We start from the raw sequence: 19,366 nt of genomic DNA, 5'->3' as shown, positions 1-19,366 counted from the left end.
TATGTGTGCGAAGACCTAGTTGAGTTCGCGTTTTTCGATGTAGATGCCGTAAATCGTGGTCAGGATGCTGACGTTGATCAGCGGAACGATCAGCATGGTTGCGAAAATCACGATCAGGAACCCAATGATCGGGACAAAAAGCAGAAGTGATGCAAGAAACTGCAACAGCAGTTGAAACAGAAGGGACAGGATAACCAACAGGGTGATCGCTCCGCTAGCGCCCGACGTCGCCCGCCAAGCCTCAGACAGTGTCAGTGAATGCCCTATTGCGGCAGCGGGCAGGATTGGGGAAGCACGATAGAATGCGACTGACAGGGCAATGATGGCAACGAACCAGACGAAGATTCCCACAACTGCAGACGCCTGGGCCATCATCCCAATTACAAACATGGCAGGAATCATAGCGATAACACCCAATACTATCAGCATCAGGAGCCGGCCAAGATACGCCAGAACGCGATCAGACCTGAATATGGGAACGAAACCCACTGGATACTCTTCGAGCAGGACAAACCTGTGCCAGGAAACCACAATCCAAAGCATGATCGCCAAACCGACAAACAGAGCGCAAAGGACAAAGCCAAGAACCGAGGTCGGATCAGCCGCATCGGGCAATCCATTTGTTTCGGTTGAAATGTCCTCGAATGAGATACCAAAGACAAAAACCAGTGCGATAACAATCGCGCCGCCGATTAGCGCAGGCACCAAAGATATCTGAAGGGCTTCTTTCAGGTTCCTCAATACCATCTTCACCGAATGCACGAAAATCTCGAGTCCCAACATCTAAATCCTGCCCTCTCAACCGATCTTTGTTCTCTATCCGACCGTTTCACCTTAATTCCCCGCCTGCGTCAATCGTCACAACTTGCCCCCACGTCCAAAACCCGCTAGGGGCCAATCGTCTTACGAATAAGGGGAAGTCAGATGTCCGCGCCCAAGAAAGTTGTTCTGGCCTATTCCGGTGGCCTTGATACCTCGATCATTCTGAAATGGCTGCAGACCGAGTATGGCTGTGAGGTTGTGACCTTCACCGCCGATCTGGGTCAGGGTGAGGAGCTGGAGCCCGCCCGCCAAAAGGCCGAGCTGCTGGGGATCAAGCCCGAGAACATTTACATCGAGGATATCCGCGAGGAATTCGTCCGCGATTTCGTCTTCCCGATGTTCCGCGCCAATGCACAGTACGAAGGGCTGTATCTGCTGGGCACCTCGATTGCGCGCCCGTTGATTTCCAAACGTCTGGTTGAGATTGCCGAAGCAACAGGTGCCGATGCCGTGGCGCATGGTGCGACCGGCAAAGGCAACGATCAGGTGCGGTTCGAGCTGGCGGCATACGCGCTGAACCCCGACATCAAGGTGATCGCTCCATGGCGTGAATGGGACCTGACCAGCCGCACCAAGCTGCTGGAATTTGCCGAGGCAAACCAGATTCCGATTGCCAAGGATAAACGTGGTGAGGCGCCCTTCTCGGTCGATGCGAACCTGCTGCATACCTCGTCCGAGGGTAAGGTTCTGGAAGACCCCGCCGATATGGCACCCGACTATGTCTATCAGCGCACCGTCCACCCCGAGGATGCGCCGAACGAACCCGAATTCATTGAAATCGGCTTTGAAAAAGGTGACGCGGTCAGCATCAATGGCGAGGCGATGAGCCCCGCCACCATCCTGACCAAGCTGAACGAATATGGCGGCAAGCACGGCATTGGCCGTCTGGATCTGGTCGAAGGCCGTTTTGTCGGTATGAAATCGCGCGGCATCTACGAGACGCCCGGCGGCACCATCCTGTTGGAAGCGCACCGTGGGATCGAATCCATCACCATGGACCGCGGCGCGATGCACCTGAAGGACCAGCTGATGCCACAATATGCCGAGTTGATCTATAACGGTTTCTGGTACTCGCCTGAGCGTGAGATGCTGCAGGCCGCGATCGATAAATCGCAAGAGCACGTCACCGGCACTGTCCGCGTGAAGCTGTACAAAGGTCTGGCATCGACCGTTGGTCGTTGGTCGGATCACTCGCTTTACTCCGAAGAGCATGTGACCTTTGAAGACGATGCCGGTGCGTATGATCAAAAAGACGCGGCTGGCTTCATCCAGTTGAACGCCTTGCGCCTGAAGCTGCTGGCCGCGCGCGACAAACGTCTGTCCAAGTAAGTCACGCCGACGCTGATGATGACAGACCCGGTTCCTACAACAGGTGCCGGGTTTTGCTTTGTCTTCACCGCCCCGTTAGTTCCAGCAGCGTCACCCTTGCCTGCCTCGCATGTTTGTCTTTACGCAAAGGTCAACAGGGAAAGGGTATACCATGCTTCAGGACATCGCCGACGGGATCCAGAAAGGTCTGAACGGCAAGACATTTGATGGATCTCTCAAGTTCGACTGCGGCGATGACGGGGTGATTGTGCTGGTCGACAATCAAGCGACGACACAGGATCAAGATACGGATTGCACCATCCGAATTTCCCAGGAAAATCTGACAAAGCTGCTGACCGGTAAGCTGAACCCGATGACCGGCGTAGCGCTGGGTAAGCTCAAGATCTCGGGCAATATGGGTGTTGCTATGAAGTTGGGGCAACTTCTGGGCTAAGCGCCGATAAACTCGTCTCACCAGCGCGTGACAAACCATGTCAGCGGATTGCAACGGCGAAAAAGTCCGGGCAGCCTGATCTCAGAAGGAGATCTGTCATGACCCGGACCGCATACCTCGATTTCGTAAAACCGTCGCTTCTGTTTGTCCTGATCACACTGGCCGCTATGCTGCGCGCCCTGCCGGCACCCGCCGCGGGGACAGAAACCCTGACTGTTGCCGGAGGGTGTTTCTGGTGTGTCGAATCCGACTTCGAATCCGTACCCGGCGTGATTGGAGCCGTGTCCGGCTTTACCGGCGGCAAGACAGCCAATCCAACCTATGATCAGGTAACCAAAGGTGGCACCGGCCATTACGAAGCTGTTCAGATCACTTTCGATCCGGCGCAGGTTTCCCGTGAAACGCTGCTGAGCATGTTCTTCCGCTCGGTTGATCCAACGGATGCCGGTGGTCAGTTCTGTGACCGCGGTGACAGCTATCGCACTGCCGTTTTTGTCTCTAACCCGGGCGAAAAGGCATTAGCACAGCAAGCAAAGGCCAATGCACAAAATGCTCTGGGGCAAAAGGTCGTTACACCTGTTCTACAAGCGGGCGCGTTTTATCCAGCCGAAGCCTATCACCAGGACTATTACAAAGGTGACAAGCTGGTATTCACCCGCTTTGGCCCGAAACGGCAAAAGAACGCGTACAAAGCCTACCGCAAAGCTTGTGGTCGGGACGCTCGTGTCAAGCAGCTGTGGGGCAGCAATGCACCCTTCGCCGGGTCTTAATCAAACCGGGCTTCAAGGACCTCCTTGAGGTCAGGAATAACATCCGCCGTACCGTGCCGCGTGACCATCAGGGCCGCGGCACGGTTTGCTTGTGCAATCGCTTGCGGCATCGGCAACCCGCGGTCCATTCCGGCCAGAACATAACCGGTGAAGGTGTCACCCGCACCCGTCGTATCCACCGCCTGAACTTTATGAGCGGACACCTCGTGAACGTCACCACCCTTGGGAATATAGCGCGCACCTTTCGATCCTAACGTGACCAGAACATGCTTTACCGGCAGATCCTCAACCGACAAACCTGTGCTTTCGCGCAGCTGTTCCGCCTCGATCTCGTTCAGGATCAGAAAGTCCAGATAGGGCAGAACAGCCTCCACCGCTTCGGCCTGAAACGGCGCGGCGGCATAGCAGACGGTCAGACCCATTTCACGCCCCATGCGGGCGGCCTCGACCTGAGCGTTGGTTTCGTTCTGCATAACAAGAAGGTCACCGGGAACAGCCTGCGACAAGGCCTGGTCTAGTTGACCCTGCTCGATGGCGTGGTTCGCGCCGGGAAACAGAATGATCTGGTTCTCAGCCTGTGCATCCACCGCGATAATGGCGTGGCCAGTTGGCACGTCGACCTCAGCAATGAACCGCGTGTCGACGCCGTATTCTGTCATACGATCCCGTGCCCAGCGCCCGTCAGGCCCGACACCGCCGATATGCGCCACGCGCGATCCGGCGCGCGCCGCCGCAACGGACATATTAGCGCCCTTGCCACCCAAAAACCGCTCCAAATTCGAAGCGGCCAGGGTTTCACCCGCAGTGGGCAGATGCGGCAGGGCGTACACCATGTCCGCATTGATTGAGCCAAGGTTCCAGATCGTCACAACTTATCCAATATCGCACGAGGCCAGTATGGCCATGTTCAGAATGTCATTTGCCGTCGAGCCGGTCGAACAGATCTGAATCGGCTTATCGACACCGGTCAGGATCGGACCAATAACATTCGCGCCGCCCATCTCCTGCATCAGCTTGGTTGAGATCGAGGCTGAGTGCCGCGCTGGAACAATCAGGATATTCGCCGGGCCAGTCAGGCGCGAGAACGGATAAGCCTCTTGCTGTTCCACGTTCAACGCCACGTCTACGGTCATCTCGCCATCATATTCGAAATCGACGCCGCGCTGATCCAGAATCTCGGGTGCCACATGCATTTTTTCGGCCCGCTCAGATACCGGATAGCCGAAGGTGGAAAAGCTGACAAAGGCAACGCGTGGGTCGAGCCCCATATGCCGCGCAACCGATGCTGAGCGTTCGGCGATATTAGCCAGATCATGTTCATCCGGCCATTCATGCACCAGTGTGTCACCGATCAGGACGATCTTACCTTTGTGCAACAGTGCCGTCACTCCAACAGCCCCGTGTTCCGCATCGGCGTCAAACACATGGTTGATGCGTTCCAGCACATGCGCCGATTTCCGCGTTGCTCCGGTCACCATGCCATCCGCGTGGCCGTGGGCCAGCATCAGGCAGGAAAACACATGACGATCCCGCGCGGCCAGACGATGGATGTCCTTACGGTCAAAGCCACTCCGCTGCAGGCGCTTGTACAGAAAATCCTTATAGGTATCGAGATGCATGGTGGTGGAGGCATTGATTACCTCCAATTCGCGCACCGCATCACCCAGACCGGCAGCTTCCAGTTTTTCTTTCACATCGTCAGGACGACCAACCACCAGCGCTTTGCCAAAGCCCGAACGTTGATACATCACCGCGGCTCGCAAGACGCGAGGATCATCGCCCTCGGCAAAAATCATGCGGCTTTGCGCCTGACGTGCACGGGCATTCAGGCCGCGCAGGATGCTGGCGGTCGGGTCCATGCGGGATTTCAGGCTCAGCTCGTAGGCGTCCATGTCGATGATCGGACGGCGGGCCGCGCCGGTGTCCATCCCTGCTTTGGCGACGGCGGGCGGAATGCGGTGGATCAGTCGCGGGTCAAATGGCGTCGGGATGATATAGTCCCGGCCAAAGGTCAGCGACTTTCCATAGGCCATAGCGACCTCATCCGGCACATCCTCGCGTGCCAGATTGGCCAACGCGTGGGCGCAGGCAATCTTCATTTCGTCATTGATGGCGCGCGCATGAATATCCAACGCACCGCGGAACAGGTAGGGGAAACCGAGTACGTTATTGACCTGATTGGGATAATCGCTGCGCCCGGTGGCGACGATGGCATCGACCCGCACCTCATGCGCCTCTTCCGGCGTGATTTCCGGATCGGGGTTCGCCATCGCGAAAATCACCGGGTTGTCGGCCATGCTGGCAACCATATCCTGCGTCACGGCACCTTTGACCGAAACTCCAAGGAAGACGTCCGCGCCGTTCATGGCCTCTTCCAGAGTGCGCAGGTCCGTAGTGATCGCATGCGCCGATTTCCACTGGTTCATACCTTCTGTTCGGCCCTGGTAGATCACACCCTTGGTGTCGCAGACGATGCAGTTCTCGTGCCTGGCACCCATCGATTTGAGCAACTCGATACAGGCAATACCCGCAGCACCCGCGCCGTTCAGGACGATTTTCACATCTTCGATCTTCTTGCCCGAGATATGCAGCGCGTTCAGCAGACCCGCTGCACAGATCACCGCTGTGCCATGCTGGTCATCGTGGAAGACCGGGATATCCATCTCTTCCTTCAGGCGCTGTTCGATGATGAAACATTCCGGCGCCTTGATATCTTCGAGGTTGATGCCACCAAAGGTCGGCCCCATCAGGCGTACGGCGCGGCAGAATTCGTCCGGATCCTCGGTATCCAGTTCGATATCGATCGAGTTCACATCGGCGAACCGTTTAAACAGGACTGACTTACCCTCCATTACCGGTTTCGAACCCAGCGCGCCAAGGTTGCCAAGACCCAGAACAGCGGTCCCGTTCGAAATCACGGCCACCAGATTGCCTTTGTTCGTATAGTCATAGGCCGTTTCAGGCGCTTCGGCGATTGCTTCACATGGAACAGCGACACCGGGGCTGTAGGCCAGCGACAGATCGCGCTGCGTCGTCATGGGTACAGTGGCCTGAACCTCCCACTTGCCGGGGGTCGGGTCGAGGTGAAAGGCCAACGCCTCTTCTTTGGTGATCTTCGCTTTGGGCATGTGATGGGTCGTTTCTTTACATCTGCGGGACTTTTGCCTCATAGCGCAGGCAGGCGCGCGCCTCAACGAGAATACTTTTCACCTTTCGTCGAGATGGGTGGATTTGTAAGGTCGCGACCGGAATACGCCAAAAGGGGTCAGCCTTGTCCACAGTCACGCCGATGATGGCGCAATATCTCGAAATCAAAGAGGCTCATGCCAACGCCCTGCTGTTTTACCGCATGGGCGATTTTTACGAGATGTTTTTCGAAGACGCCGTCAACGCCGCCGAGGCGTTGGACATCGCCCTGACCAAACGCGGAAAGCACAACGGAACCGACATTCCGATGTGCGGTGTGCCGGTTCATGCAGCCGAAGGGTATTTGTTGACGCTGATCCGCAAAGGGTTTCGCGTCGCCGTCTGCGAACAGATGGAAAGCCCAGCTGAAGCGAAGAAAAGAGGCTCTAAATCGGTGGTAAAGCGCGATGTCGTGCGTCTGGTGACGCCCGGCACACTGACCGAGGACGCGCTGCTAGAGGCCCGCCGCCACAATTATCTGGCCGCTTATGCCGAAGTTCGCGATGAGGCCGCGCTGGCCTGGACCGATATCTCGACCGGGGCGTTTCACGTGATGCCGTTGCCGTCCGTGCGCCTTAGCCCTGAACTTGCTCGACTGGCACCATCCGAGTTGATCGTGGCCGATGGGGTTCAAGACAAACTGAACGAATCTGTCATGGATCTGGGCATCTCGCTGACCCCGATCGGGCGGGCCAGCTTTGACAGCACTGCGGCGGAAAAGCGCATCTGCGGTTTGTTCCACGTGGGCGCGCTGGACGCGTTCGGCAATTTTGGGCGCGCAGAAGTTTCGGCCATGGGCGCGCTGATCGACTATCTGGAGATCACCCAGAAGGGCAAGCTGCCGCTGCTGCAAACGCCGCTGAAGGAATCCGAGGATCGAGTTGTTCAGATCGACGTCGCCACACGGCGCAATCTGGAACTGACTCGCTCCCTGTCCGGAGGCCGCGCCGGCTCATTGCTGTCTGTGGTTGACCGAACCGTGACACCGGGTGGCGCTCGACTGTTGGAGCAACGCCTTTCCAGCCCTTCCCGCAATCTGGACGTCATCCATGGGCGGTTGGATGCGGTGAGTTTTGCGGCCGAAGACAGTTTGATTGCATCGGACCTGCGCGAGGCTTTGCGCAAAACACCCGATCTTGACCGGGCCCTGTCCCGCCTGTCACTGGATCGCGGCGGCCCCCGGGATCTCGCGGCCATTCGCAACGGCCTGACACAGGCAACTGCAATTACCGAGCTTTGTGCAGATAAGGACTTACCCGTCCTTCTGGCGACAGCGCTGCAAAATCTGGTTGGTTTCGACAACCTGTTGAACCTGCTCGACGACGCCCTGGTGGCAGAACCCCCACTGCTGGCCCGCGACGGTGGTTTCATCGCCCCGGGTTATGACGCAGAGCTGGACGAAGCCCGCACCCTCCGCGACGAGGGCCGCTCGGTCATCGCCGGGTTTCAGCAGAAATATGCGGAACATACCGGCATCACGTCTCTAAAGATCAAGCACAACAACGTGCTGGGTTACTTCATTGAAACTACGGCCACCCATGCCGAGAAAATGCTGAATCCGCCCTTCAGCGAAACCTATATCCACCGGCAGACTACGGCGAACCAAGTGCGGTTCACCACGGTGGAACTGTCCGAGATCGAAACCCGCATTCTGAACGCCGGAAATCTGGCGCTGGAGATCGAAAAGCGGCTCTATCAAACGCTTTCTGACGAAATTTTGAACAAGGCGGCACACCTGAACCAAGCCGCCCGAGGGTTGGCTGAACTGGATCTGACCACCGCTCTGGCCGATCTGGCGCGAGGTGAGAACTGGTGTCGCCCGCAGGTCGACACCTCGCGCGCCTTCGACGTTCAGGGCGGCAGGCATCCGGTTGTCGAACACGCCCTGCGGCAACAAAGTGGTGACGCCTTCATCGCCAATGACTGCGACCTCAGCGCCGAGACCGGCGCGGCGATCTGGCTGCTGACCGGTCCAAACATGGCCGGTAAGTCAACCTTCCTGCGCCAGAATGCGTTGATTGCCCTGCTGGCTCAGATGGGCAGCTATGTCCCGGCCGAGCGGGCCCATATCGGCGTGGTCAGCCAGCTGTTCAGTCGCGTTGGAGCGTCTGACGATCTGGCCCGTGGTCGCTCGACCTTTATGGTCGAAATGGTCGAGACCGCCGCCATCCTCAATCAAGCCGACGATCGTGCCCTTGTCATTCTGGATGAAATTGGGCGCGGCACCGCCACCTATGATGGCCTCTCGATCGCCTGGGCCACGCTGGAACATCTGCACGCATCCAATAAATGTCGCGCACTATTTGCCACGCACTACCACGAATTGACGGCTCTGGCTGGCAAACTTGAAGGCGTCGAAAACGCCACCGTTGCCGTCAAGGAATGGGAAGGCGAAGTGATCTTCCTGCATGAAGTCCACAAGGGCGCAGCCGATCGGTCGTATGGTGTTCAGGTCGCCCAATTGGCGGGTCTGCCGACTTCTGTTGTCGAACGCGCTCGTGTGGTATTGGAGCAACTGGAAAAAACTGAACGCGAAGGTGGCAAACAGAAGGCGCTGATCGACGATCTGCCTTTGTTCTCAGCTGCACCGCCTCCGCCGCCACCGGCGCCCAAAGCATCTCCAATCTCAGATATGCTGGATGAAATCCTACCGGATGAGCTGACGCCTCGTGAGGCCCTCGACCTGATCTACAAACTGAAAGAGGCGGCCAGAACCTGACCGCCTCGTTATTCGTTTGAATTGAAATCGTTCAGCTCGCAGGCGTCGAGGAAACCCCAACCTGTGCCGGGCGCAGCAGGCGATCGTGCAGCATGAAGCCTTCGGCTGAAACCTGAATGATGTCACCGGCGCGGGTGCCCGGCACCGGAGCTTCGAACATTGCTTCGTGCACATTCGGGTCAAACCGATCCCCAACCTCAGGTGTGATCACTTCGATTCCGTGCTTTTGGAATACGTCCTTCAGCGCGCGCATGGTCAGCTCGACGCCTTCCAGAAGCGGCCCTGCCACCTCTTTCTGTTCGTCGGTCGCGGCCTCAAGCGCGCGTTTCATGTTGTCGTAAACCGGCAGCATGTCGCGGGCCAGTTTCGATCCGCCATACTGTTCGGCATCGCGACGCGCCTTGTCGCCCCGCTTGCGCGCGTTTTCGGCGTCCGCCAGCGCGCGCATGAACTTGTCCTTGAAATCGTCCCGCTCAGCACGCAGCGCATCAAGTTCCAGCGCCTCTTCGCTGATCTCGGCAAATTCCTCGGCCAGCTCTTCCGCTTCGGCGGTTGCGATATCGTCCAGAAAATCTTCGTTCTTGGGCTCTGCCATCTCTTACCCTCTAGCTCCGGTCGGAAATCAGCTTGCCGACCAGTTGCGCCGTATAATCCACGATCGGCACGATCCGTCCATAATTCAGACGTGTGGGCCCGATGACCCCAACCGCACCGATTATCTTTCGATCAGCGTTCATATATGGAGACACCACCAAAGAGGAACCCGAAAGTGAGAAAAGTTTGTTCTCAGACCCGATAAAAATGCGCACACCCTCGCCTTCCTCGGTCAATTCAAGGAATTCAGCGATGTCCTGTTTACGTTCAAGGTCGTCAAACAGCGTTCGAATTCGGTCCAGCTCTTCGGCTTCACCGGGTTCTCCAAGCAGATTCGCCCGTCCGCGCACGATCAAACGGGCTGAGTCGGTGCCGTCTCCGTCCCAAGCCGCTATGCCGCTTTCGACCATGTCGCGCGCCAAAACATCAATTTCTTGCCTGCGCGCGGTGATCTGGGTTTGCATCTGACGCCGCACTTCGCTGAGCGTTCGTCCTTCGATCAACGCGTTCAGGAAGTTGGCCGCCTCGCGCATCGAACTGGGTGTCTGTCCCGGCGGAGGCGTGAAAAGACGATTTTCAACATGACCATCCGCAAAGACAAGAACGACCAAAGCACGGTCATGGGCCAAAGAGACGAACTCGATATGCTTGATCTCGGACTCCTGCTTGGGAGTCAAAACCAGCGAAGCACCATGTGTCACGTGCGACAAAGCCGAGCCGACACGATCCAGCATTCCGCCCACATCGCCTGCGTTAGAGCCTAGTGTCTCGTCCAGTTTCTGCCGGTCGTCCGCACCCAGATCGCCAACTTCAAGCAATCCATCCACGAACATCCGCAACCCTTGCTGCGTTGGAATCCGCCCTGCACTGACATGAGGGCTGTCGAGCAGGCCCAGGAACTCCAGATCCTGCATGACGTTTCGCACGGTCGCCGCGCTGACCTTTTCCGACAACGTGCGCGTCAGCGTGCGACTTCCGACCGGTTCACCACTGTCCAAATAACTCTCGACGATCAGCCGGAACACTTCACGTGACCGGTCATTCATTTCGTCCAGAACTCTACTTGCTTTGCTCATCGGCAATCCTCTGCTGGATCGGCATTAAATCGCAGGTATATGAAAGGTCAATCGGGGTTGCATCCTAAGGCACGGGGACGTTATCCCCAACCCAGCAAACAAAGGATTTTCCATGCGACCCTCAGGACGTGATCTAAACGAAATGCGCGCCGTTTCAATCGAGACGGGCTTTACCAAACATGCCGAAGGTTCCTGCCTGATCAAAATGGGCGACACCCATGTTCTGTGCACCGCCACGATCGAGGATCGCGTGCCGCCGTTCATCAAAGGCTCGGGCCTGGGCTGGGTCACCGCCGAATACGGCATGCTGCCCCGCGCAACCAATACTCGCATGCGGCGTGAAGCGGCCTCGGGCAAGCAAGGTGGTCGCACCGTGGAAATCCAGCGGCTGATCGGCCGTGCCCTGCGCGCCGGTGTGGATCGGGTTGCATTGGGCGAACGTCAGATCACGGTGGATTGCGATGTGATTCAGGCCGATGGCGGCACCCGCTGCGCCTCAATCACTGGAGGCTGGGTCGCGCTGCGTCTGGCCGTGAACAAGCTGATGAAAACCGGGGACGTCATTTCCGACCCGCTGATCGATCCCGTCGCTGCCGTATCCTGCGGCATCTACGCGGGCCAGCCGGTTCTGGATCTGGACTATCCCGAAGACAGCGAAGCCGGCGTTGACGGCAACTTCATCATGACCGGATCCGGCAAACTGATCGAAGTGCAGATGAGCGCCGAAGGCTCGGTCTTTAGCCGCGCCCAGATGGATCAACTGATGGATCTGGCCGAAAAAGGCGTTGGTGAATTGGCCGCAGCCCAAAAGGCCGCCACCGCATGACCCGCAAGTTCGACGGTGACAGGCTGCTGGTGGCCACGCACAACAAAGGCAAGCTTGAGGAGATGAAACATCTCCTCGAACCTTTTGGTGTGGCGGTTGTTGGCGCGGGCGAAATGAACCTGCCCGAACCGGAGGAAACCGAAGATACATTCGTCGGCAATGCCCGGATCAAAGCACATGCCGCCGCCAAGGCCACCGGCCTGCCTGCCCTGTCGGACGATTCCGGGATTACCATCGATGCGCTGGAGGGAGCGCCGGGTGTTTACACTGCCGACTGGGCAGAAACCGGCAATGGCCGTGATTTCCTGATGGCGATGACGCGCGCGCATAACGAATTGGAGGCCAAAGACGCCCCACACCCGCGCACCGCTCAATTCCGCAGCACGCTGGTTCTGGCATGGCCCGATGGGCATGATGAAGTGTTCGAAGGTGTTGCGCCGGGCCACCTTGTCTGGCCGATCCGCGGCACTGAAGGGTTCGGCTATGATCCAATGTTTGTCCCTGATGGATACGACATTACCTTTGCCGAGATGGATCGCTGGGAAAAGAACAAGATCAGCCATCGCGGTCGCGCGGTGGAGATGTTCGTGAAAGGCTGCTTTGGCGGATGATTGGCGCAGCGGGGGCTTCGGCCTCTATGTTCACTGGCCGTTTTGTGAGGCCAAATGCCCCTATTGCGACTTCAATAGCCATGTTTCGCGTAATATTGATCAAAAACAATGGCTTAACTCTTATCTAAGCGAATTGCGCCGCTCAGCATCTGAAACGCCCGATCGCGTTTTGAACACGATATTCTTCGGCGGCGGCACGCCCTCATTGATGGCACCCGAAACGGTCGCTGCCGTTATCGGCGAGGCACGCAGCCTCTGGCGCCCCGCCAATGACATGGAAATCACGCTTGAGGCCAATCCCGGCTCGGTCGAGGCAGGCCGGTTTGCCGCGTATCGTGATGCTGGCGTGAACCGAATTTCGATGGGCGTTCAGGCCCTGAATGACGAAGACCTGCGCCGATTGGGTCGCATCCACACGGTCACCGAGGCCCGAGCTGCATTTGATATCGCCCGCAATTGTTTCGACCGTGTCAGCTTTGACATGATCTATGCGCGTCAACATCAAACCCCGGATGCCTGGCAAGCGGAACTGACCGAGGCGCTGTCGATGGCAATCGATCACCTTTCACTTTACCAATTAACGATCGAAGAAGGCACCGCCTTTGGCGATCGCTATGCAGTCGGCAAGTTGCGCGGATTGCCCGAGGATGACCATGCTGCCGACATGTATTTGGCAACGCAAGAGATTTGCGAGGCCCACGGCCTGCCCGCTTATGAGGTTTCGAACCATGCTCGCCCCGGAGCGGAATCCCGGCACAACTTGATCTACTGGCGGTACGGAGATTACGTCGGCATAGGCCCTGGTGCGCATGGGCGCATTACGCTGGACGGCCAGAAAATCGCGACAGAAACCTATCTGTCACCCAACGCCTGGCTCGATGCGGTTGAAAAAGGAAGCGGCGAGAAAGAAAGAACGCTGCTTTCAGCCCAAGATCAGGCTAGCGAACACCTTATGATGGGTATAAGGGTCACAGAGGGACTAGATATTGATCGATTCCACGCACTTTCCGATCTCAGGCTGTCGGCAAACAAACTGAAGGATCTGGAAGAGCTTGGTATGATACACCGATCAAACGGCCGGTTGATTGCCACCAAAGACGGTCGCGCGGTTCTAAACGCGGTCATCCGAGAGTTATTGGGATAAAGTATGCAGTACCTCTGGGCCGCAATGGGATTGATCTGCGTTGGGTTGGCGGTTGTCGGAATTGTATTGCCGCTGCTTCCGACGGTCCCGTTCCTATTGCTGGCCGCGTTCTTTTTTGCCCGGTCGTCCTCACGACTGCATAATTGGCTGATCGGTCACAGAACCTTTGGGCCGATGATTCTGGATTGGCAGCGCTCAGGCGCCATTCGACCGGCCGCAAAAAAGGCGGCCACTCTGTCGGTCGCCGCCGTCTTTGGATTTTCCGTATTTCTTGCGTTTCCCAGCCACGTCCTGATCATTCAGGCTCTGGTGCTCAGCGGCGTGATGATTTTTATCTGGACCCGCCCTAACGGCTGAGCTTGGCGCACAGATCGTCCAGTTGATCCAGGTTCTCATAAGTCAGAACAACCTGCCCCGTTTCCGATCCGGCTTTGTGGTTAATCACGACCTTCATGGCCAAAATGGCGGAAAGATCTTTTTCCAGCGCACGCGTATCCGCGTCCTTACCGGCATCCAGGTTTCGGGACCGCGGAGCCGTTTGCGGGGCATCACTTTGATGCTGTTTTTTGACCAGCAACTCTGTCGCGCGTACCGACAGCCCGTCCTTGACGACGATCTTCGCCAGTTCAGACGGGTTCTCAGCGGTAATCAATGCCCGAGCATGCCCGGCGGATAGCTTACCTTCGACGACAAGCTTCTGAACATCCAGCGGCAGCGACAACAAACGCAAAAGGTTTGCAATGTGGCTGCGGCTTTTACCCAGTGCTTCGGCCAGCTTTTCCTGTGTATGGCCAAAGCGGTCCATCAACTGTTTGTAACCCGCAGCCTCTTCAACCGCATTCAAGTCCGCACGCTGAATGTTCTCGATAATGGCGACTTCCAGAACTTCGGTATCGTCAAAATCTCGTACAATAACAGGAATATCGTGCAGCTGCGCCATCTGGGCAGCCCGCCAGCGACGTTCGCCCGCAACGATTTCATAACTGCCACCGCCAACTTCACGCACGATCAGCGGCTGAATGATGCCCTTTTCCTTGACCGAGGCTGCAAGCTCATCCAATTGTTCGGGCTGAAAAGTCCTGCGTGGCTGGTTTGGATTGGCGCGCAGCTTTTCAATCGGCACCTTCATGTCCGGTCGGCGCGGCTCAGATGGCATGAGCCCTTCGGTATCCTGCGTCACATCCGCCATCAGAGCGGACAATCCCCGGCCCAAACCTCTGGGTTTTGTTTTTTTGGCGGCCACGGCGCCCTCCTCACTACCGCTTAGGCGGCGATTTTCTTGTTCTTGTGCATGACTTCACGGGCCAGATGCCGATAGGCCATCGCCCCCAGAGATCCCGAGTCATATTGCAGCACGGGCAATGCGTAAGACGGAGCCTCGCTGACCCGCACATTTCTGGGTATTTTGGTCTTAAATACCATCTCACCCAGATTGTCACGTGCGTCTTTTTCCACCTGACGGGACAAGTTGTTGCGGTTGTCATACATGGTCAACACAACACCTTCGATTCTGAGGTCCGGGTTCGCGGTCTGACGAACCTCTCGAATGGTAAGCATCAGTTGCGACAACCCTTCCAGCGCAAAAAACTCACTTTGCAGCGGAACCAGGACAGAATGCGCGGCAACCATGGCGTTAACAGTCAGAAGATTCAGGGACGGCGGACAGTCGATCAGCACAAAATCCAAATCAAATTGGTCGATCGCGGTTTGGCGTAGAGCATCGTGCAAAAGATAGCTGCGTTTTTCATTGGAAATAAGCTCAATATCCGCCGAACTCAGATCCACCGTCGCCGGAACGACAAACAACCCTTCAATTTCAGTCTCCTGAACGACGGCCTCCAAAGGTGCATCATCCAAAATCAAGTCATAGGTTGTCCAATCCCGATCCTCGACTCCCAACCCCGTAGACGCGTTGCCCTGTGGGTCAAGGTCCACGACCAATACTTTGCACCCAGCCTCAGCCAGACCAGCAGCTAGATTGATTGCTGTTGTGGTCTTTCCGACCCCGCCCTTCTGATTGGCTACCGCAATAATCCGGGGCCCTGAGGGACGAGACAAATCAACCACGTGATACTCCTTTGATTTTAAGGATAACGGCCTGAGGCTCAGTTAAACTTGTAATCGGGTCAACGTCGAAATTCCATTCTTCCCGCGCCTCTTCCAGCTCTTTTTTCCATCTTTCGCCTTTCGGCAACAGAGCAAGACCCGTTTTGCTTAAATGCCTGTCGCAAAAGGACATTAATGTGCGCAGATCGGCCAACGCCCGGGCAGAAAGAATATCCGCGTTCAATGGTTCAACCACTTCGATTCGCTTCGAAACCACAGTGCAATTAGCACCGCATTCACGGGCTACGTTACGCAAGAAGGCGGATTTTCGTTGATCACTTTCGACAAAAGTAAAATTGGCATCCGGAGCGTCTTCGATGGCCACTGTGGCGCACACCATGCCAGGGAAACCGCCTCCGCTTCCTAAATCCACCCAATTTTCGAAGGGCCCCGCGCATCTATAAACTTGGACAGAATCCTTTATGTGTCGAATCCAAATTTCATCCAGGCTTTTTCGTGAAACTAGGTTGATCTTCGGATTCCACCGTTTCACAAGCTCCACATATGTTGTGAGGCGCTCAAATGTTTCACGTGAAACATCCAAATCATCAAATATCGCCTCATTCATGCCTTGCGGACCTTCTGATCCCGACGAAGTTTAGCCAACAACAACGTCAGCGCCGCAGGAGTAACCCCTTCGACACGCCCCGCCTGCGCAATGTTCTCGGGCATTGCATTTGATAGTTTCTGCTTCATTTCAGAAGACAGGCCTTCCATCGCAAAATAATCGAAGCCCCTTGGAATCTCATAGGATTCATCGCGTTTCATCGCTTCAACGTCTTTTTGCTGACGGGCAATGTAGTTCGCGTACAAAGCGTCCCGCTCTACTTGCAGGCGGATATCTGGCTCAACACGCTCAATCTCAGGTATAAGGGGCACAAGATCGTCAAAATGGACATCTGGAAATGCGAGAATTGCCATCCCATCCCTGCGATTTCCATCTTGATTAACATTGATACCCGCTGCCCGAACCTCTTTTGGAGTATAGGTCTTTTCGGTCAGTTGTGATTTGGCTTCCGACAGTTTTTCCATTTTATGCCTAAAGACACCACGACGCTGGTCGCCAACACAGCCGATTTCCAGACCAATAGGGGTTAGGCGCTGGTCCGCGTTGTCAGCACGTAATGACAATCTGAACTCTGCCCGCGAGGTGAACATGCGATACGGCTCCGCAACGCCACGTGTTGTCAGGTCATCAATCATCACGCCGATATAGCTGTCAGCCCGGGTGAAGTGCAGCGGCTCCCGACCGAGCACCATTAACGCAGCATTTAGCCCAGCGACCATGCCCTGAGCGGCGGCCTCTTCATATCCTGTGGTTCCATTGATTTGACCAGCTAGATATAGACCATCGATATCCGGCAACGCGAGAGACGACGTCAAAATACGCGGATCGACATAGTCATACTCGATCGCGTATCCGGGTTGCAAAATTTCTGCGGCCTCCAAGCCCTTGATCGAACGTACATATTCCAGCTGCACATCCTGAGGCAAAGAGGTCGATATCCCGTTCGGATAGATCGTGTGATCATCAATACCTTCGGGCTCAAGGAATATCTGATGGGATTCCTTATCTGCAAAGCGGACGATCTTGTCTTCGATAGAGGGGCAATATCGGGGGCCTATCCCGTCAATATGGCCACCATACATCGCCGACCGAGACAGGTTTTTTTCAATAATCTCATGTGTACGCGCATTTGTATGGGTTATGCCGCAGGATATCTGAGGGGCAATAACCTTTGTCGAGAGGAAAGAAAACAAAGTCGGATCATCATCACCATCTTGCTGTTCAAGATCGCTCCAATCGATTGTCTTTCCATCCAACCGTGGTGGTGTCCCCGTTTTCAAACGCCCTAAGGGGAATTCGAAACTTTCAAGGCGCTCTGCCAGTTTTACAGATGGACGATCCCCCATGCGGCCACCGGGGCGAGAAACATCCCCGATATGGATGACGCCGCGCAAGAATGTGCCTGACGTCAGGATAACCGCCTTCGCCTTGATTTCCGAGCCATCGGCCAGTTCAACACCTGTGATCTGGTTTGCTTCCATCAGAAAGTCAGTGACTTCTCCGGTAACGACAAAAAGGTTTGGTTGCTTCTCTGTCTCTTTCTGCATAGCCGCGCGGTACAATGCGCGATCTGCCTGTGTTCTGGGACCTTGGACGGCCGGGCCTTTTCGTCGGTTAAGCAATCGAAACTGGATGCCAGCCTGATCAGCGACGCGCCCCATGACCCCATCCAGGGCATCAATTTCGCGAACCAGATGACCTTTACCCAATCCACCAATCGCCGGATTACAGGACATGACGCCGATATCGGACGCAGACAATGTGACCAACGCTGTCTTTACACCCATACGCGCAGCCGCGTGTGCCGCTTCTGTGCCAGCATGACCCGCGCCGACGACAATCACATCAAAATCTGAATGTTTCACGTGAAACACTCCTTACTTACCCAGGCAGAAACTCGAGAAAATCTCATCCAAGAGGTCCTCAACACCGATTCTGCCAACCAAGATTTCCAAAGCACGGATCGCCGTGCGCAATTCTTCTGCTGCGATATCATACAAGTCTGGACCTGATTCCAGAACCGCGATGGCAGAATTCAGCGCTTCACGCGCACTGATCAATGCAACTCGGTGCCTTTCGCGGGTCGCAATACCACTGCTTGTGGTTCGATTGCTAAGTACATCCGAAATCTGGGAGATGAGTTGATCAATACCCTGCCCGGTTTTGCCGGAAATTCCGCCTTCAGACGGGTCCCGAAGGTCAGATTTTGGCAAGACCTGAATATCGCCATTCAACATCTGAACACCCAAATCCTTTGGGCTATCGGTCAGGAAAACACGTAGATCAGCTGAATCCGCGCGCTTTCTTGCCAGTTCGATTCCCAGGCTTTCAACATGGTCCTCGGTTTCGCGTAACCCTGCAGTATCCAGCAATGTCACCGGCAGCCCAGCAAGGTCCATTCGCACCTCGATCACATCGCGGGTGGTTCCGGCATATTCCGAAGTAATCGCGGCCTCACGCCCTGCCAATGCGTTCAGCAAGGTCGATTTTCCTGCATTCGGAAGACCAACGATCGCGACTTCGAACCCTGTCCGAATTCGTTCGGCAATTTTCACACCGTCCGCTTCCCGCTGCAGATCAGCCATGACCGCGGTAATCAAAGACTTGACCTCTGGTGTGACATCCATTGGTACGTCTTCGTCAGCGAAGTCAATGACAGCTTCCAACAAGGATGCGGCGCGGATCAGATCACGTCGCCATCGTTCGGCCAGAGCACCCAAGTCGCCGGACAAAATGGTTTGCGCCTGTTTTCGCTGCGCCTCGGTTTCTGCATCGATCAGGTCGGCAAGCCCTTCAACCTGCGTCAGGTCCATCTTGCCGTTTTCCAGTGCGCGTCGGGTGAACTCACCGGGTTCTGCCAGACGCAGCCCGTCCATATCGGACAGACACCGCATCACCGCATCTACCGAAGCCGTGCTGCCGTGGATCTGCAATTCAGCAACGTCTTCGCCGGTAAAGCTGGCAGGCGCCTGAAAGGTCAAAACCAAACCGTCATCCAACCGCGCACCATCGGCCGCGTACAACGAACGGACCCGCATACCGCGCGTTGGTAACGGGCTTCCGGTCAAACCAGCAGCGGCGGAATGAGCATGAGGGCCAGAGAGGCGGATGACCGCCACCCCGGCTTTGCCTTGCGCGCTGGCCAAGGCGAATATCGTATCCATTCGAAGGCCTCGCGTCGT

At 56.2% G+C, this 19,366-nt stretch carries 18 protein-coding genes; 8 read left to right on the top strand and 10 right to left on the bottom strand.

The features are described 5' to 3' along the window. Positions 1–15: 15 nt before the first annotated feature. A complete protein-coding gene (locus GOW16_RS04430) occupies positions 16–783 on the bottom strand; it encodes a hypothetical protein (protein WP_170410885.1) in 768 nt (255 codons plus the stop codon). A 141-nt stretch (positions 784–924) separates the two neighbouring features. Here GOW16_RS04430 and GOW16_RS04425 point away from each other — a divergent pair, with 141 nt between their 5' ends. The 3 genes from GOW16_RS04425 to msrA all read left to right on the top strand — a co-directional run bounded on the left by GOW16_RS04425 (position 925) and on the right by msrA (position 3,354). Beyond that, entirely contained in the window at positions 925–2,151 is a 1,227-nt protein-coding gene (locus tag GOW16_RS04425) for an argininosuccinate synthase (RefSeq protein WP_170410881.1), read from the top strand. Between the two features lie 151 nt (positions 2,152–2,302). Next, entirely contained in the window at positions 2,303–2,584 is a 282-nt protein-coding gene (locus tag GOW16_RS04420) for an SCP2 sterol-binding domain-containing protein (RefSeq protein ID WP_170410878.1), read from the top strand. 98 nt (positions 2,585–2,682) lie between these two features. Further along, positions 2,683–3,354 (top strand): peptide-methionine (S)-S-oxide reductase MsrA, encoded by a 672-nt coding sequence (msrA, locus tag GOW16_RS04415; RefSeq protein ID WP_170410876.1) that lies wholly within the window; start codon positions 2,683–2,685, stop codon positions 3,352–3,354. Here msrA and GOW16_RS04410 read toward each other — a convergent pair. Further along, complete coding sequence (locus GOW16_RS04410) at positions 3,351–4,223, bottom strand: ribokinase (RefSeq protein ID WP_170410873.1); 873 nt, start codon at positions 4,221–4,223, stop codon at positions 3,351–3,353. The two genes, msrA and GOW16_RS04410, sit on opposite strands and share 4 nt — an antisense overlap. A 3-nt stretch (positions 4,224–4,226) precedes the next feature. Further along, the gene (locus GOW16_RS04405) at positions 4,227–6,482 is read right to left on the bottom strand and encodes an NADP-dependent malic enzyme (RefSeq protein ID WP_170410871.1); all 2,256 of its coding nucleotides are present in this window, start codon (positions 6,480–6,482) and stop codon (positions 4,227–4,229) included. A 161-nt stretch (positions 6,483–6,643) separates the two neighbouring features. Here GOW16_RS04405 and mutS point away from each other — a divergent pair, with 161 nt between their 5' ends. After that, entirely contained in the window at positions 6,644–9,259 is a 2,616-nt protein-coding gene (mutS, locus tag GOW16_RS04400; protein ID WP_170411956.1) for a DNA mismatch repair protein MutS, read from the top strand. Between the two features lie 31 nt (positions 9,260–9,290). Here the strand turns inward: mutS and GOW16_RS04395 are convergent, their stop codons facing one another. Continuing rightward, positions 9,291–9,854, bottom strand: coding sequence for a nucleotide exchange factor GrpE (locus GOW16_RS04395; protein WP_170410868.1), 564 nt, complete (start codon positions 9,852–9,854; stop codon positions 9,291–9,293). A gap of 10 nt (positions 9,855–9,864) precedes the next feature. Continuing rightward, positions 9,865–10,929, bottom strand: a complete 1,065-nt coding sequence (gene hrcA, locus GOW16_RS04390) for a heat-inducible transcriptional repressor HrcA (RefSeq protein ID WP_170410865.1) — start codon at positions 10,927–10,929, stop codon at positions 9,865–9,867. A gap of 112 nt (positions 10,930–11,041) precedes the next feature. On the opposite strand from hrcA, the gene rph reads away from it, so the two are divergent. The 4 genes from rph to GOW16_RS04370 are packed head-to-tail and all read left to right on the top strand — an operon-like array spanning position 11,042 to position 13,867. Next, entirely contained in the window at positions 11,042–11,755 is a 714-nt protein-coding gene (gene rph, locus GOW16_RS04385; RefSeq protein ID WP_170410861.1) for a ribonuclease PH, read from the top strand. Continuing rightward, positions 11,752–12,366, top strand: a complete 615-nt coding sequence (gene rdgB, locus GOW16_RS04380) for an RdgB/HAM1 family non-canonical purine NTP pyrophosphatase (RefSeq protein ID WP_170410857.1) — start codon at positions 11,752–11,754, stop codon at positions 12,364–12,366. Before rph ends, rdgB begins: the two co-directional genes overlap by 4 nt. Next, the gene (hemW, locus tag GOW16_RS04375) at positions 12,356–13,510 is read left to right on the top strand and encodes a radical SAM family heme chaperone HemW (RefSeq protein ID WP_170410854.1); all 1,155 of its coding nucleotides are present in this window, start codon (positions 12,356–12,358) and stop codon (positions 13,508–13,510) included. Before rdgB ends, hemW begins: the two co-directional genes overlap by 11 nt. A gap of 3 nt (positions 13,511–13,513) precedes the next feature. After that, complete coding sequence (locus GOW16_RS04370; protein ID WP_170410852.1) at positions 13,514–13,867, top strand: YbaN family protein; 354 nt, start codon at positions 13,514–13,516, stop codon at positions 13,865–13,867. On the opposite strand, the gene GOW16_RS04365 is transcribed toward GOW16_RS04370, so the two are convergent. Genes GOW16_RS04365 through mnmE form a run of 5 tightly spaced genes read right to left on the bottom strand, consistent with a single transcriptional unit; the run spans position 13,857 to position 19,348 of the window. Next, positions 13,857–14,753, bottom strand: coding sequence for a ParB/RepB/Spo0J family partition protein (locus GOW16_RS04365; RefSeq protein WP_170410849.1), 897 nt, complete (start codon positions 14,751–14,753; stop codon positions 13,857–13,859). The two genes, GOW16_RS04370 and GOW16_RS04365, sit on opposite strands and share 11 nt — an antisense overlap. 20 nt (positions 14,754–14,773) lie before the next feature. Then, on the bottom strand, positions 14,774–15,577 hold the full coding sequence (locus tag GOW16_RS04360) for a ParA family protein (protein WP_170410846.1): 804 nt from the start codon (positions 15,575–15,577) through the stop codon (positions 14,774–14,776). Further along, positions 15,570–16,184 carry a 16S rRNA (guanine(527)-N(7))-methyltransferase RsmG gene (rsmG, locus tag GOW16_RS04355; protein WP_170410842.1) on the bottom strand — a complete coding sequence of 205 codons (615 nt, stop codon included), beginning with the start codon at positions 16,182–16,184 and terminating at the stop codon, positions 15,570–15,572. The genes GOW16_RS04360 and rsmG overlap by 8 nt, the downstream gene beginning before the upstream one ends. Further along, the gene (gene mnmG, locus GOW16_RS04350) at positions 16,181–18,049 is read right to left on the bottom strand and encodes a tRNA uridine-5-carboxymethylaminomethyl(34) synthesis enzyme MnmG (protein ID WP_170410837.1); all 1,869 of its coding nucleotides are present in this window, start codon (positions 18,047–18,049) and stop codon (positions 16,181–16,183) included. Before mnmG ends, rsmG begins: the two co-directional genes overlap by 4 nt. A gap of 12 nt (positions 18,050–18,061) precedes the next feature. Next, on the bottom strand, positions 18,062–19,348 hold the full coding sequence (gene mnmE / locus GOW16_RS04345; protein ID WP_170410834.1) for a tRNA uridine-5-carboxymethylaminomethyl(34) synthesis GTPase MnmE: 1,287 nt from the start codon (positions 19,346–19,348) through the stop codon (positions 18,062–18,064). Positions 19,349–19,366: the final 18 nt, after the last annotated feature.

It is taken from the genome of Ruegeria atlantica (assembly GCF_013033965.1).
Taxonomy (GTDB): domain Bacteria; phylum Pseudomonadota; class Alphaproteobacteria; order Rhodobacterales; family Rhodobacteraceae; genus Ruegeria; species Ruegeria atlantica_D.
Note: the sequence above shows the minus strand (reverse complement) of the source record. Positions and strands in the feature narration are given on the sequence as shown.

What these genes read in the sequence shown, in the direction of transcription:
- GOW16_RS04430 (WP_170410885.1), bottom strand. Translation starts at nt 783, where the DNA reads ATGTTGGGACTCGAGATTTTCGTGCATTCGGTGAAGATGGTATTGAGG.
- rsmG (WP_170410842.1), bottom strand. Translation starts at nt 16,184, where the DNA reads ATGAATGAGGCGATATTTGATGATTTGGATGTTTCACGTGAAACATTT.
- GOW16_RS04370 (WP_170410852.1), top strand. Translation starts at nt 13,514, where the DNA reads ATGCAGTACCTCTGGGCCGCAATGGGATTGATCTGCGTTGGGTTGGCG.
- hrcA (WP_170410865.1), bottom strand. Translation starts at nt 10,929, where the DNA reads ATGAGCAAAGCAAGTAGAGTTCTGGACGAAATGAATGACCGGTCACGT.
- GOW16_RS04425 (WP_170410881.1), top strand. Translation starts at nt 925, where the DNA reads ATGTCCGCGCCCAAGAAAGTTGTTCTGGCCTATTCCGGTGGCCTTGAT.
- GOW16_RS04405 (WP_170410871.1), bottom strand. Translation starts at nt 6,482, where the DNA reads ATGCCCAAAGCGAAGATCACCAAAGAAGAGGCGTTGGCCTTTCACCTC.
- rph (WP_170410861.1), top strand. Translation starts at nt 11,042, where the DNA reads ATGCGACCCTCAGGACGTGATCTAAACGAAATGCGCGCCGTTTCAATC.
- msrA (WP_170410876.1), top strand. Translation starts at nt 2,683, where the DNA reads ATGACCCGGACCGCATACCTCGATTTCGTAAAACCGTCGCTTCTGTTT.
- rdgB (WP_170410857.1), top strand. Translation starts at nt 11,752, where the DNA reads ATGACCCGCAAGTTCGACGGTGACAGGCTGCTGGTGGCCACGCACAAC.
- GOW16_RS04395 (WP_170410868.1), bottom strand. Translation starts at nt 9,854, where the DNA reads ATGGCAGAGCCCAAGAACGAAGATTTTCTGGACGATATCGCAACCGCC.
- mutS (WP_170411956.1), top strand. Translation starts at nt 6,644, where the DNA reads ATGATGGCGCAATATCTCGAAATCAAAGAGGCTCATGCCAACGCCCTG.
- mnmE (WP_170410834.1), bottom strand. Translation starts at nt 19,348, where the DNA reads ATGGATACGATATTCGCCTTGGCCAGCGCGCAAGGCAAAGCCGGGGTG.
- GOW16_RS04420 (WP_170410878.1), top strand. Translation starts at nt 2,303, where the DNA reads ATGCTTCAGGACATCGCCGACGGGATCCAGAAAGGTCTGAACGGCAAG.